The following is a 13,246-nucleotide window of genomic DNA, read 5'->3' as shown; positions in this document are numbered from 1 at the left end:
GGGGTCCTGCACTGAGGTCGCACGACACGGCCAACCACCGGGGACGGCCCGCACACCCTCCCACCGGGATGCCAGCTTCACGGCCGGCCCTTACGCGTGGCCTGCCGCAGGCGATCCAGGACACATCCGAGCACCACCCGAGCAGAACGGGAGCAACCGGTGACCGCCACCGCACCCGACCAGCCCGTACCGCGTGAACAGCGCTGGGCCTACGACGAATTCGTCGCCTACATCCAGGAGCTGTGCACGAGCAAGGGCACTCAGGCACAGCTGCGCTCCGGCCTGGGCCGTCCAGTCGAGCGGTGCACCTACCTGCACCGCTACCTGGTCCCGTGGACCAGCGAGAGCACACATCCCGACACCAAGCGGGCCCTGTACGCGGTCGCGGCGCTGATCGCGGCCCGACCTCGATCGGCCCGTGAGGCCGACGCTCAGGCCAAGGCCGCCGCCGCCATCGTGACGGAGGGCACCGGTTCCGGCAATGCTGGTCAGGGCACGGGGCGGGGGTGGCAGCGTCGCCCCACCCTGGGGAGCTCGCTCGGACTGGCCGTGCGCGCCGGCGTCCTCAAGCCCGCGAGCGCCGAGGGCGACCTGCACCTGATGACCCGGCAGAGCAGCGACGCGATCCACCCCCGCCTTCCCGCCCTGACACGGCAGCTGCTCGCGGCCGGTATCCCGGTCGACTGGGCCGTGCTGATTCGGGACCTGGGCTCGTGGAACCGGGAGCGCGACCGCCGCGCAACGCAGTGGCTCGAGGACTACTGGCGCGCCGTCAACACCGCCCCCGCTGCGCTAGGCGACGAGCCCACCGACAAGAACAGCGGTCGGCCTCAGCCCGTCGCCGAGTCGGCCGACTCAACGCCCTGACAAACCATCGGCCCCGGGCGCACCACTTTCACCCCCTGTGGAGACAGGGCCCGTCTGCGGCGCCGATGCGGGCCCGGTCGGGATCGCTCCCAGACCCGGCACGCGCACACCCCGGCCCGGACCATCGCGCTGGTCACCGCGGGCCTTCTCGGCCTGCAACCTCGTGGGGCATCCCACCCACCCCTTTCACCGACCCCATTCGAACGAGCCAGGAGTTTGATGATGTCCGTCTTCCTTGACCTGAACGCCGTGCAGTCGGTGCCGGCTGCCAACCTCAACCGGGACGACCTGGGCTCGCCCAAGTCGGTCCGCTACGGCAACGCCCCCCGTATCCGGGTGTCCTCGCAGTCCTGGAAGCGGGTGATCCGCCACGGTGTCGAGCAGGACCTGGGCGAGAAGGCCGCCCGCAGCCGGTTGGTGCCGCTCAAAGTCCGTGCCGCGCTGATCGGGCAGGGCTGGCCCGAGGAACTGGCGGTCTTCGCAGGCGAGCGCGTGATGGCCGCGGCCGGGAAGAAGGGCATCGGCATCGAGAAGGAGGGCCACTCCTCGGTCCTGCTGTTCGTGCCGGAGACCGCGATCGCGGAACTGGCCGCCCTGTGCGGGGAGTTCCGCGACGACCTGGAGAAGGCCCTGACCAAGAGGAACCCGGGACCGGTGCTCCCCGGCGAACGCGTCGAAGCGGTCCTGAAGCAGCGCACGGTCTCCATCGCCCTGCTCGGCCGCATGCTCGCCGAGGTGCCAGGCGCGAACGTGGACGGCGCGGCGCAGGTCGCGCACGCCTTCACCACCCACCCGTCCGAGCCGCAGCGCGACTACTTCACCGCGGTCGACGACTGGCTCGGCGAGGCGGAGACCGGCAGCGGCCACCTGGACACCGCCGAATTCAGCGCCGGAGTGTTCTACCGCTACGCCACCGTGAACGTCACCGACCTGCTCGCCCACCTCGAAGGCGACGCGCAGGCCACACGTACCGCGCTGGCGTCCTTCGCCGGCCAGTTCATCCTGTCCCTGCCGCAGGCCAAGCGAAACAGCACCGCGCCCCACACGCTGCCGGACCTCGTCCACCTCGCCGTGCGCCGCCACCGACCCGTCTCCCTCGCCGCCGCGTTCGAGACCCCCGTGACCGCCGACAACAACGGCGGCTTCTCCGCCCCCTCCCGGGCCGCCCTGGACGACTACGCCACCCGCATCAACCGCCTCCTCGGCACCGACAACACCGCCTTCCTCGGCCACGCCGCCGTCCATGACGACAAGCCCACCGGACTCGGAGCAGCCCACGACTCCTACACGGCCCTAGTCGACGCGGCCGTCGCCACCGCTCTGGCCGAAACCGCCACCGCCGAGGCCGGCCAGTGAGCGGCCTGATCCTGCGGCTGGCCGCACCGATGCAGGCTTGGGGCGAACGCTCAGCCTTCACCGAGATCCGCGACAGCGCACCCTTCCCGACCCGCTCCGGCCTGATCGGACTGCTGGCCTCCGCCGAAGGACGCCCCCGCCACCAGGTCGACCTGACCCGCTACCAGGACCTGCGGATCACTGTCCGCGTCGACCGGCCCGGCGAACGCCTGGAGGACTACCACACCGTCGGCGGAGGCCAGCCCAAGTCCCGCACCGCCGCAACCGCCGGCGGCAGCAACAAGGGCGCAGCCGTCATCACCCGCCGCCACTACCTCGCCGACGCGGTGTTCACCGTCGCGATCACCACCCCGACCCACCAACTCGCCGAAGAACTCACCGACGCGCTGCGCCGCCCCTACTGGGCCCCCTACCTCGGCCGCCGCTCCTGCCCACCCGACCAGCCGTTCCTGCTCGCCGGACCCATCGACGACCCCGACAGCGAACTGCGCACCCGTGTCCCTCTCAGCCGCCCCGCCCCCATCCAGCAGCCCGCCTGGGACACCAACGATCCGGGCACCGAGGCGGAACCGTCGGCCACAGTCCCAGTGGAATTTCTCATCGAGACGGACACCGCCACCGTGACACCCGGCGCGACGCTGCTGGAGACCAACGACAACCCCTTGGACTTCTCCCCCCACTCCCGCTCCTACGGTGCCCGGCTGCTGCAGCGCCGCACCGAGCAGCTGCCCGCCACCCTGCTCGGGCCCCAGCGCACGCTGATGAAGCGTCTGATCGACTACGCCGACGGGAGCCACCGCGCATGACCACCCCATCCCGTGCTCCTCAGACGTCCGCGCAGGCGATGCTCGCCCGGATCCGCCTCAACCCGCACAGCCGCGACGTCCACCGCGACTTGCGCGACCCCACCCAGATGCACCGCACCCTGATGCGTCTGGTCCCCGATCACCTCGGACCAAGCCCGCGCCGCGAAGCCGGGCTGCTCTTCCGCGTGGACGAATCCGAGACGGCCACCACCATCCTCGTCCAGGCCAGCACCCTCGACCCGCGTCGCCTGCCCGCCGGCTACGGGCACACCGAAATCAAAGACCTTGCGCTGATGTTCACCGCCCTGCGCAAAGGCCTCGCCGTCCGCTACAGCATCGTCGTCAGCCCCACCCAGACCCAACGCCTGCCCCTCGAACAAAAGGGCAAGCGAGGGCCCGTCATCCCGCTCTCGGGCGCAGCAGCCGACCATTGGTGGCACCGCCGCGCCGCCCAAGCCGGCCTCGAGATCCACCACGCCCTGCCCACCACCCTCGCCCCCGCCCGGTCCCGACGACCCGACGCCCCCCGCGTCCGGCACAGCCTGGTGCGCTACGAAGGCACCGCCAGCATCACCGACCCCGACCAACTCGCCCAGGCCCTGCTTACCGGCATCGGCCGCGGCAAACCCTACGGAGCGGGCCTGCTCACCCTCGCCCCCGCCACCCGATGACACCACCCGCGCCTCGTCGGGGCGGTGACGCGCACCGGCGCCTCGCCGCCCCGACCCTCGCCATGCTCCCGCGCGTCGCCGACTCCTTGTCCTTCCTCTACCTGGACATGGTCCGCATCGTCCAGGACGACACCGGCGTCTGCGCCCAGATCCAAGCCGCCCCGGACCGCACCGACCTCGTCTATCTCCCCACCGCAGCCCTGTCATGCCTGCTCCTGGGCCCCGGCGTCTCGATCACCACCCCCGCGCTGGCCACCCTCGCCCGCCACGGCACCAGCGTCGTATGCACCGGCGCCGGGGCGGTCCGCGCCTACGCCGGGATCCTCCCGGACACCCTGACCACCCGCTGGCTCGAACACCAAGTCCACCAATGGAGCGATCCCCAGCGCCGGCTCGATGTCGCCACCCGCATGTACGCACGCCGCTTCGGAACCGACGACCTGCCCTCCGGCCCCACACTCGACCAGCTACGGGGCCTCGAAGGGCAACGCATGAAGGCCCTCTACCGGCTCCTGGCACAGCAGCACGGCATCGGCCGCTTCCGCCGCAACTACAACCCCGACAGCTGGAGCGACCAAGACCCCGTCAACCTTGCTCTCTCATCCGCGAACACCTGCCTGTACGGCGTCGTCCACGCCGCCCTCCTCGCCCTTGGCTGCTCACCCGCCCTCGGCTTCGTCCACACCGGAACCCAGCACGCCTTCGTCTACGACATCGCCGACCTCTACAAAGCCAAAGCCACCATCCCCCTCGCCTTCAGCCTCCACCAGTCCACCAACCCCGAACAGGACGCTCGCCGACGCCTACGCGACAACCTGCGCCTCCTCAAACTCCTCCCCGCGATCGTCCGCGACATCCAAGACCTCCTCGATCCCAGCCCCACCTCCACTACGGGCGAACCTGACGACCAACCCGACCGCCACGACGCCCACATGGTGCGGCTGTGGGACCCCGTGGCCGGCGTTCTTCCCGCCGGCGTCAACTACGGCCAGTAGGAGACCGGATGCCTTCCATGGTTGTCATCGCCACCACAGCCGTCCCCGACCGACTACGCGGGGCCCTGTCTCGGTGGACAAGCGAGGTCATCGCCGGAATCTTCGTCGGCTCAGTTTCCGCCCGGGTCCGCGACGAACTGTGGGCCGCTGTCGAACAGGTCGTAGGAGAAGGTGCCGCGCTGCTCATCCACCCCGCGAGCAATGAACAGGGCTACGAACTCCGCACCGCAGGCATCCGCAGACGAATTCCGGCAGACTTCGACGGCCTCACCCTCATCCGCATGGTCGCCCAAAATCCCAAGAACGAGCAAAGCCTCTAGAACGCAGCAGGTCGGGAAGTGTCCGCCCCGCCGACGCGGGGGTGCTCCGCCTGCTTGGCCTGCAGCACCTGCTGCGATCCGGTCCGCCCCGCCGACGCGGGGGTGCTCCGACCCACAGGCTCGGCCGCGGGTGGCTGTAGACGTCCGCCCCGCCGACGCGGGGGTGCTCCAGTACAACCCCTCCCTCTTCATCCACCCCAACCTGTCCGCCCCGCCGACGCGGGGGTGCTCCGCGAGTCGGCGCGCTCATCTCCCGGCCTCCTCGGTCCGCCCCGCCGACGCGGGGGTGCTCCGTCCTGATCCCCCGCGGGGCCACCGCGTGTGGCGTCCGCCCCGCCGACGCGGGGGTGCTCCGCCTGACGACGCCTGGCGTGCCCTCGACGCCCCGTCCGCCCCGCCGACGCGGGGGTGCTCCGGTCGGCGGCGTCACCCAGGCCGTCACAATCGTGTCCGCCCCGCCGACGCGGGGGTGCTCCGCCGCCGCGCAGATGACCCCCGCGTCGCCGTTCGTCCGCCCCGCCGACGCGGGGGTGCTCCGCCCGAGGACGCCCTCGCGCTCGCGCTGGAGCGGTCCGCCCCGCCGACGCGGGGGTGCTCCGATGGTCCGCCCTGACTGCGCGGCCGTTGCCTAGTCCGCCCCGCCGACGCGGGGGTGCTCCGGCATCCGCATGACGCAGGGAGACGGCCGGTACGTCCGCCCCGCCGACGCGGGGGTGCTCCGTATTCGTTGGTGAACGTGTGCTCGGTGATGACGTCCGCCCCGCCGACGCGGGGGTGCTCCGATCTCCGCTTGTCCAGCGACACGCCGAAACTTGTCCGCCCCGCCGACGCGGGGGTGCTCCGTCAGCGGACGCCTACTTGGAGGTGGGGTGAACGTCCGCCCCGCCGACGCGGGGGTGCTCCGCCGCTGGCCAGGGCCTGGTGCAGCAGGTGGCAGTCCGGCCCGCCGACGCGGGGGTGCTCCGATACAGAAAGGGCTGTGTACTTTGCGTACACAGTCCGCCCCGCCGACGCGGGGGTGCTCCGTTCGTGTTCTACGACCTGGGCGGCCGCGAGGTGTCCGCCCCGCCGACGCGGGGGTGCTCCGTGCTGGGTGTCCGGCACCTGGACGGCGAACACGTCCGCCCCGCCGACGCGGGGGTGCTCCGCCTCTTAACGGGGGTTTAGACGCCGTTTCCTTTGGCGAGCTTGCGCGTTGGACCTGTCGTGGAGGGTCTTGTCGAGCGTCTGGTACCGGACGAGCTGTGGGAGCCGTTCAGGCGGGTGGTTCCGGAGAAGCTCGTCCGGCGTCCGCAGGGCGGCGGTCGGCGGCGTGCTGGTGACCGGGAGACATTGGCAGCGATCGTGTTCGTGGCCACCTCGGGCTGCACCTGGCGGCAGTTGCCGTCGGTGTTCGGGCCGTGCTGGCAGACCGTGTACCGGCGCTTCGCCCAGTGGAGTCGCGATCGTGTTTGGGCTCGGCTGCACCGCGTGGTCCTGGACGAGCTCGGCGGCGACGGTGAGCTGGACTGGTCCCGGTGCGCGATCGACTCGGTGAGCATCCGCGCTACCAAAGGGTGCCCCTATGGTTTTCGTCAAGCTGGCGTGACGGCTGGGGCCTGGTAGAAGGTGCCGTCGCGAAGCATGGCGAAGAGCACGTCGATGCGTCGCCTGGCGAGCGCGACGATGGCCGCGACGTGGTGCTTTCCTTCCTTGCGTTTCTTGTCGTAGTAGGCCCGTGACTCGGGCTGCTTGAGCGAGGCGAACGCGGCGAGGTGAGGGCGCGTTTGAGCTGTTTGTTGCCGCGTCGGGCGGGGTGCTCGCCGCGGATCGACGAGCCGGAGGCTCGGGTGACCGGTGCGAGGCCGGCGTAGGCGGCCAGGTGCCCGGCGGTGGGGAACGCGGTGCCGTCGCCGACGTCGATGAGGATGCGGGCTGCGGTCCTGACCCCGACTCCGGGCATGGAGGTCAGGACCTGGGAAAGAGGGTGGGCCTCCAGCAGTTCCTCGATCCGTGCGGCCAGGGTCTTGCGCTGATCCGCGAGGGCGGTGAGGGAGGAGGCGAGGCTGGGGACGATCAGTGCCGCGGCCTCGGTCCCGGGGACGACGACGGTCTGCGCGTCGAGTGCGGTGAGATGTCCTCCACCAGGCGCTCGGCCATGCGCGGGGCCTTCGGCCGCAGCAGCGTGACCAGGCGGCGGCGACCCGCCTTGCGGATCTGGGCGGGTGAGCCGAAGCGTTCCAGCAGGGCCAGGACGGCGGGGTGGTCCAGGCGCGGGCCCAGGACCTGCTCGAGTGAGGGGTGGATCTGGGTGAGCAGGCCGCGCAGGCGGTTCTTGATCCGGGTGGTCTCGGTGGTGAGGTCGTCGTCGAAGCCGACGATCATCTGCAGCTCGGCCGTGGTCTCATCGGCCGGGTCGATGGCCCGGAGCGTGTGCGGCATCGTGCGCGCGGCGTCGGCGATGACGTAGGCGTCCCTCGCGTCGGTCTTGGCCTCGCCCGGATACAGGTCCGCGATCCGACGCATGGTCAGCCCGGGGAGGTCGGCGACCCGGCAGCCCGTGTCGCGGGCGACCGCCAGCGGAAGGGCGCCTATGGAGGCGGGCTGGTCGACGACGACGAGCACGGTCCCGTGCTTGGCCTGGAGCTTGGCGAACAGCTCGCGCAGCTTGGGCTCGGTGTTGGGCAGGGGCTTGTCGAAGGCTTTCTTCCCGGCCGGAGTGAGGGCGGTGGCGTGGTGCTCGCCCTTGCCGACGTCCAGGCCCAGATAGACGTCGACGGTCTCGTCGTCGGTCACGTGATCCTTGCTTCCCAGCTCCGAACCATCCCGGCCTGCCTGCGGCATCAGCGTGCCGGCATCCACGTTACGGAGAGCCTGCCCCGCCCGGTACGGGTTGGGCGCCCATGCCCCTGATCAGCGGTCTGCCGATGCCTCCGTGCCCGGTGACAGCACCCTTTCGATCATGACTGACAGGGCTACGGGGTCATGCCGGGACCGGAGGCCGGGAGCCCCGTTGCGGGGCCACGAAGAAGGTAACGGGCCTTTGACGGGACCGAATCCGACCGACCGTGGCAAGAAGGGGTCGAAGATCCACCTGATCTGCGACCGCAACGGCCTGCCGATCTCCCTCGGCATCTCGGCTGCCAACACCCATGACAGCCTGGCCCTGCAGCCGCTTGTCCGGGGCATCCCGCCGATCCGTTCCCGACGTGGGCCGCGCCGGAGACAACCGGGAAAGCTGCACGCTGACAAGGGATACGACTACGACTACCTGCGCCGATGGCTTCGAAGTCGAGGCATCGCCCGTCGGGGGATCGAGCCGTCCGGCCGGCTGGGCCGCCACAGGTGGGTCGTCGAGCGGACAGTGTGCGCCACGAGGCGCTCTGTTTGTATCCCCGGCTCAGCCGGGAGGAACTCGGAAGGAGGTTCCTGGGCCGGATGACTTACCTGGATCCGAAAGGTGAAGGGGACAAGAGCATGTCAGAAAACCGGTGACTGGGCCCAGTTGTCAGGGACGGTGCGCCGGGCGGCCCGCGCGATATGGCGAAGACTGGATTGTTTGAAGCCCAATCTCCAGAAGATGCAAGTTCCCATCCGTCGGAAAGACAGCTGAAACCGACGCCACGCCTGCACTGGCTTCTATTGTTGGCCGGTGCACCATCCGGGCGGTGGAGCGATGTCCAGCGAGGACATTCAAGGAGATGAGTGGGACGCCTGTGTCGCGCTAGATACGTACAGACAGGGACGAACGTGGGATCGCCTACGGGACGCGAGTCCTATGGCGACGGAGGCCCCGTAGTAGTCGCCGGAGTAACGCCCGGCCGGGGAGGGCGGGAAAGCCGTCCGCAGGGCGAAGGGGGCCAGGTGATTCGGACACCCGGATACGGGGAGGTATGCGAAATGCAGAGCGCCGCAACGGTGCTGGGTGTCCTGCGTGAGCGCGGCAGGCGTCACCTGCCGTGCGATGAACTGTATCGACAGTTGTTCAACCCGCAGTTGTATCTGCTGGCCTACGGACGCATCTACGCCAACCACGGCGCGATGACGCCCGGGGTCACGCCGGAAACCGTGGACGGTATGTCCCAGCGGAAGATCGGCCGGATCATCGAGGCGATGCGCCACGAGCGCTACCGCTTCCATCCGGTCCGGCGCGTGCACATCCCGAAGAAGAACGGGAAGACGCGCCCGCTGGGGTTGCCGACCTGGTCGGACAAGCTCGTCGGCGAGGTGGTCCGCCTGCTGTTGGAGGCGTACTACGAGCCGACGTTCTCCGACCGGTCGCATGGATTCCGCCCCCGACGGGGCTGCCACACCGCGCTGCGGGAGGTCGCCCACACCTGGACCGGGACATCCTGGTTCATCGAAGGGGACATCGCCGACTGCTTCGGCAGCCTGGACCACCAGGTCCTGCTGTCGATCCTCGGCGAGAAGATCCATGACCAGCGGTTCCTGCGGCTGGTGCGCAACATGCTCAGCGCCGGATACCTGGAGGACTGGAAATGGGGTGCCACGCTCTCCGGAGCGCCGCAAGGCGGAGTGGCCTCCCCGATCCTGTCCAACATATATCTGCACCGGTTGGACGAATTCGTCGAAACAGTTCTGATCCCGGAGTGCACCCGTGGAGAGCGCCGGGCCAGAAACCCGGCCTACCTGGAGTTGCAGAATCTGCTGGCCAAAGCCCGCCGGCGCGGCGACCGGGCCGAGGCCCGGGCACTGCGCCAGCGGATGGTGAGCCTGCCGAGCTCGGATCCGAACGATCCGTCATATCGGCGGCTTCGCTATGTCCGCTACGCAGACGACCACCTCCTCGGATTCACCGGACCGAAAGCCGAGGCCGAGCAGATCAAACGCCGCCTGGCCGGGTTCCTGCGCGACGAACTCAAGCTGGAACTCTCCCAGGAAAAGACGTTGATCACCCACGCCCGCACCCGGGCAGCGCGGTTCCTCGGCTACGAGATCACGACCCAGCACAACGACACGAAGAAGACCGGCCGCTACCGCAGGGTCAACGGTCAGATCGCCCTTCGTGTCCCGAGGGACGTGATCAAGGCCAAGTGCGAGCCCTATCTCGCTCGCGGCAAGCCCGCGAAGCGAACGGAACTGACCAACGGCAGCGATCACGCGATCGTGGCCACGTTCGGGGCCGTCTTCCGGGGCATCGTCCAGTACTACCTGCTCGCCGGAGACGTCTTCCGGCTGCACCGGCTGCAATGGGTCATGGAGACCTCCATGCTCAAGACCCTTGCGGGCAAGCACCGTTCGACCGTGACGAAGATGGCCGCGAAGCACAAGGCCAGGATCGACACACTCGCCGGGACCCGAGTCTGCTTCGAGGCCCGCATCGAGCGGAAGAACAGGAAACCGCTGGTGGCACGGTTCGGAGGGATCCCTCTCCAGCAGCAGCGGTCGGCGAAGATCACCGACCATCGGCCTGTCTGGGTGGACTACCCGCACAAGGAGCTGATCACCAGACTCCTGGCGGACACATGCGAGGTCTGCGGGGCCACAGGTGATGTCCAGGTGCATCACGTCCGAGCCCTCGCCGATCTCGCTCGTGCCGGATGGCCGCCGTCCGACTGGGCGCGCGTCATGCTCGACCGGCGACGCAAGACCCTCGTGGCCTGCGAAGCCTGCCATGACCGCATCCACACGTCACGAACGGCCAGGTCACACACGCTGTGATCACTGGAGAGCCGGATGACAGGGAAACCGTCATGTCCGGTTCGGCGGGAGGCCGCGCGGAAAAGGACCTGCCACAGGCAGACACCTCGCCGCGCGGCCGACCCAACCTCATGGCTCGCGGGCTGCCGTCGGCTCCACAGACGCTACGAGCGCAAGGCGGAACACTTCCTCGGCTTCGTCGGAATCGCCGCGCTTCTGATCGGATACCGCCGACTGGCGAAGTCGATCAGAGCCTGAGCCCGTTGTGCTGCGGATCGAAGCAGATCAGTCCCATCGACTCGGCGAGTGCTGCAGCGAAGGTAGATGCCTCGTCCGACATGCTCCAGCGCATCGGGAAGTAGACCAGCGGGCCGCTGGCTCCGCGGATCAGCGGCCAAGCCGCCCAGGGTGAGGTCTCGTCCTCGGACGGATGCCCCCAACGCTCAAGAAGCGCAAGGACGTAGGCCTCGATCCGCGCAGTCGGAGGGCGCTCCTCTTCCGCATCGAGGTAATGCTCGTAGAGGTCCCTGAAGATTCGGGCGGCGGCCTTGTCGTCCGTCGGCCGCTCACCCTCCCACACGGCCAAGTCGTAGCTCATGGTCGGGACCCTCTCACACGGTACGGACAGGCCCATGTGGCCGCTCGAACCATCCAAAAGAAACGGCGTCTTAATGTTCCTCCCAGTGTCCGCCCCGCCGACGCGGGGGTGCTCCGAACGCGGGCAGCGCGCTGTCCGGCCTGGTCTCGTCCGCCCCGCCGACGCGGGGGTGCTCCGGAGTAGGCGAGGGCGGCGCGGTCGCGGAGGAAGTCCGCCCCGCCGACGCGGGGGTGCTCCGAGGTCCAGTACCTGACCACCGCGGTACTGAAGGTCCGCCCGGCCGACGCGGGGGTGCTCCGCCCCCGCGAAGCCCTACGTGCTGCTCCACCGGGTCCGCCCCGCCGACGCGGGGGTGCTCCGATCACCGGTTCGACGGTGCCTGTCACCATCTCGTCCGCCCCGTCGACGCGGGGGTGCTCCGACCGTGAACCATCCGCAAGCCCGAAGGCATGCGATCCCGGCCCCGACATCATCGTCTGGTACCGGGTGCCCACCCTCGACGACTCCGCCCAGCGCCTCGGCAGCCGCGGCGGCACTGATTGCTCCTCGACCTTCGATTCCATCCGGACTACGTCGCCCACCGGGGACGGATATTGCACCGAGGCTGCCTGGGCCAGCGACAAGCCGGGCTACAACGCGGACGCCGATCCGGCGTCGCCGTTGCAACACGTCGTAGTGTCCGTCGGCCCGGCATGCGACTCGGCGAATGGGGACTCGTCTGGGGGTTCGTCCTCCGGCGGCGCCACAGCGCCGATCTTGTCTCCCTCCGGGAACTACTACCGGGCGGGAGAGTTCTGCCCGCATGACGACGATGGCCTGTCCACGGTCGACGCGCATGGCAATGCGATCACGTGCAGTCAGGTCAACGGCTACTACCGCTGGCACTACTGAGCGCAGGGATGTCCTAGCGAGGAGGCCCCGGCTGCCCCCTTGGACGCCGGGGCCTCGCGCCTGCCTCAGTCCGCTTCAGTCGACTCGCTCGACGTCGCGCCTTCGCCGGTCTCGATCACCGTGTCAGCGCTCACCAACTCCTCAGCGGTCGTGTCCGCCTCGGTGGCCGTGGTCGCCTCTTCGGCCTCGGTGGTGTTCGTGCTGGCGTCGCCCTTGTTGGCGCCGCCGCCTCCCCAGCTGGGCATGTGCTTCCCCCTCCGCTTGGTTCCCGGCCCCCGTTCCAAACCCCCCCAGGCCCCCCGGGGTACAGGCCCCGGCTGCCCATCCCGGGCCCGGGAACTCAGTTGCCGGTGAAGGTGATCAACACCAGGTGCATCCCGCCAAGGGACATGCAGCCCCCGCCGAAGTGGTGGGGGTCTCCCGTGATGTCCGTCAGGTATCCCCAGTAGGTACCCGAGCAGATGCTACGGGCGTCCTGGATGTCCATCCAGCCTGTGTTGGACTGTCGATTGCCGTCCCAGACGTAGCAGTAGTGTCCGTTACCGCTGCCGTAGTCAATCCTGACGACGTCCGACAGGTTGCACGTGGAGTTCACGACCGTGGCGCTGGCCGGGGTCGCAGCGACGACGCCGACGGTGGCGAGGCCGGCCGCCATGGCTCCAGTTGCCAGCTTTCGGGCGAGATTCATGGGGTCTCCCTAGCGTTGGTGCCTGGTGAAGTCTCGTCTCCCCCGCGGGGCCAGCGACTGTTGGCCGCCGCGACGCCACATCAGCCGCCGAGTCGTTGACCGGTCATGAGCGATTGCGACTGCCCGCCGCCCGACCGTGACCTCTGTCCCGACTGCCACGGTTGGGGGTACGAGCCCGGCACCAGCGGCGACGACCGGCCAGCCTGCCCGCGCTGCCACGGCCACGGCGGAAAGGAACCACACGACCTCGGCTGCACGGTGTGGGGACCGGTCGAGCTCGTCCCCGGGCCGGTGCAGGATCCGGAGTAGCTTGGCCCCGCCAGGCGAACCGGACGGGGCCGTCGCGGCTTGCCGGTCAGCGGCGGTCGCGTCGCTCGAAGCGCTCGAACGCGACGAGGAACGGCGCGACGAACG

The 13,246-nt window shown here is 69.6% G+C and carries 11 protein-coding genes, 3 pseudogenes and 2 CRISPR repeat arrays; of the genes and pseudogenes, 10 read left to right on the top strand and 4 right to left on the bottom strand.

What is annotated here, in order from left to right; genetic code table 11:
* Window positions 1-159: 159 nt before the first annotated feature.
* The 7 genes and pseudogenes from casB to TR48_RS19240 form a co-directional block, all read left to right on the top strand.
* Entirely contained in the window at window positions 160-867 is a 708-nt protein-coding gene (gene casB / locus TR48_RS19265) for a type I-E CRISPR-associated protein Cse2/CasB (RefSeq protein WP_063771015.1), read from the top strand.
* Window positions 868-1,089: 222 nt separating this feature from the next.
* Entirely contained in the window at window positions 1,090-2,223 is a 1,134-nt protein-coding gene (gene cas7e, locus TR48_RS19260) for a type I-E CRISPR-associated protein Cas7/Cse4/CasC (RefSeq protein WP_042368918.1), read from the top strand.
* Window positions 2,220-3,029, top strand: a complete 810-nt coding sequence (cas5e, locus tag TR48_RS19255) for a type I-E CRISPR-associated protein Cas5/CasD (protein ID WP_042368916.1) — start codon at window positions 2,220-2,222, stop codon at window positions 3,027-3,029. The genes cas7e and cas5e overlap by 4 nt, the downstream gene beginning before the upstream one ends.
* A complete protein-coding gene (cas6e, locus tag TR48_RS19250; RefSeq protein ID WP_236652220.1) occupies window positions 3,026-3,700 on the top strand; it encodes a type I-E CRISPR-associated protein Cas6/Cse3/CasE in 675 nt (224 codons plus the stop codon). Before cas5e ends, cas6e begins: the two co-directional genes overlap by 4 nt.
* A 62-nt stretch (window positions 3,701-3,762) precedes the next feature.
* A complete protein-coding gene (cas1e, locus tag TR48_RS19245; protein WP_042368912.1) occupies window positions 3,763-4,695 on the top strand; it encodes a type I-E CRISPR-associated endonuclease Cas1e in 933 nt (310 codons plus the stop codon).
* A gap of 8 nt (window positions 4,696-4,703) precedes the next feature.
* The gene (cas2e, locus tag TR48_RS40630) at window positions 4,704-5,015 is read left to right on the top strand and encodes a type I-E CRISPR-associated endoribonuclease Cas2e (protein ID WP_084729559.1); all 312 of its coding nucleotides are present in this window, start codon (window positions 4,704-4,706) and stop codon (window positions 5,013-5,015) included.
* A 20-nt stretch (window positions 5,016-5,035) separates the two neighbouring features.
* A CRISPR array of direct repeats spans window positions 5,036-6,163; the repeat unit is 29 nt; unit sequence GTCCGCCCCGCCGACGCGGGGGTGCTCCG.
* A gap of 58 nt (window positions 6,164-6,221) precedes the next feature.
* Window positions 6,222-6,572, top strand: a pseudogene (locus tag TR48_RS19240) (transposase); the annotation flags it as partial.
* A 17-nt stretch (window positions 6,573-6,589) separates the two neighbouring features.
* Here TR48_RS19240 and TR48_RS19235 read toward each other — a convergent pair.
* A pseudogene (locus TR48_RS19235) lies at window positions 6,590-7,838 on the bottom strand (IS110 family RNA-guided transposase).
* Between the two features lie 193 nt (window positions 7,839-8,031).
* Here TR48_RS19235 and TR48_RS40625 point away from each other — a divergent pair.
* Together TR48_RS40625 and TR48_RS19230 are read left to right on the top strand one after the other, a co-directional pair.
* Window positions 8,032-8,361: pseudogene (locus tag TR48_RS40625) on the top strand (transposase); the annotation flags it as partial.
* A gap of 533 nt (window positions 8,362-8,894) precedes the next feature.
* Window positions 8,895-10,676, top strand: a complete 1,782-nt coding sequence (locus TR48_RS19230; protein WP_174501722.1) for a reverse transcriptase/maturase family protein — start codon at window positions 8,895-8,897, stop codon at window positions 10,674-10,676.
* 226 nt (window positions 10,677-10,902) lie between these two features.
* Here the strand turns inward: TR48_RS19230 and TR48_RS19225 are convergent, their stop codons facing one another.
* The gene (locus TR48_RS19225) at window positions 10,903-11,253 is read right to left on the bottom strand and encodes a hypothetical protein (protein WP_042368984.1); all 351 of its coding nucleotides are present in this window, start codon (window positions 11,251-11,253) and stop codon (window positions 10,903-10,905) included.
* An 87-nt stretch (window positions 11,254-11,340) separates the two neighbouring features.
* Window positions 11,341-11,674: direct repeats of the CRISPR family, unit length 29 nt; unit sequence GTCCGCCCCGCCGACGCGGGGGTGCTCCG.
* A gap of 65 nt (window positions 11,675-11,739) precedes the next feature.
* Between TR48_RS19225 and TR48_RS39000 the strand changes: the two genes are divergently transcribed.
* Window positions 11,740-12,144 (top strand): hypothetical protein, encoded by a 405-nt coding sequence (locus tag TR48_RS39000; RefSeq protein ID WP_052442784.1) that lies wholly within the window; start codon window positions 11,740-11,742, stop codon window positions 12,142-12,144.
* A 65-nt stretch (window positions 12,145-12,209) separates the two neighbouring features.
* On the opposite strand, the gene TR48_RS19215 is transcribed toward TR48_RS39000, so the two are convergent.
* A complete protein-coding gene (locus TR48_RS19215; protein WP_042368909.1) occupies window positions 12,210-12,389 on the bottom strand; it encodes a hypothetical protein in 180 nt (59 codons plus the stop codon).
* A gap of 95 nt (window positions 12,390-12,484) precedes the next feature.
* Window positions 12,485-12,832: a hypothetical protein gene (locus TR48_RS19210; RefSeq protein WP_152628041.1), complete on the bottom strand. Its 348-nt coding sequence runs from the start codon at window positions 12,830-12,832 to the stop codon at window positions 12,485-12,487.
* Window positions 12,833-13,246: the final 414 nt, after the last annotated feature.

Origin of the sequence: Streptacidiphilus neutrinimicus (genome assembly GCF_000787815.1) — a bacterium.
GTDB lineage: Bacteria > Actinomycetota > Actinomycetes > Streptomycetales > Streptomycetaceae > Streptacidiphilus > Streptacidiphilus neutrinimicus.
Note: the sequence above shows the minus strand (reverse complement) of the source record. Positions and strands in the feature narration are given on the sequence as shown.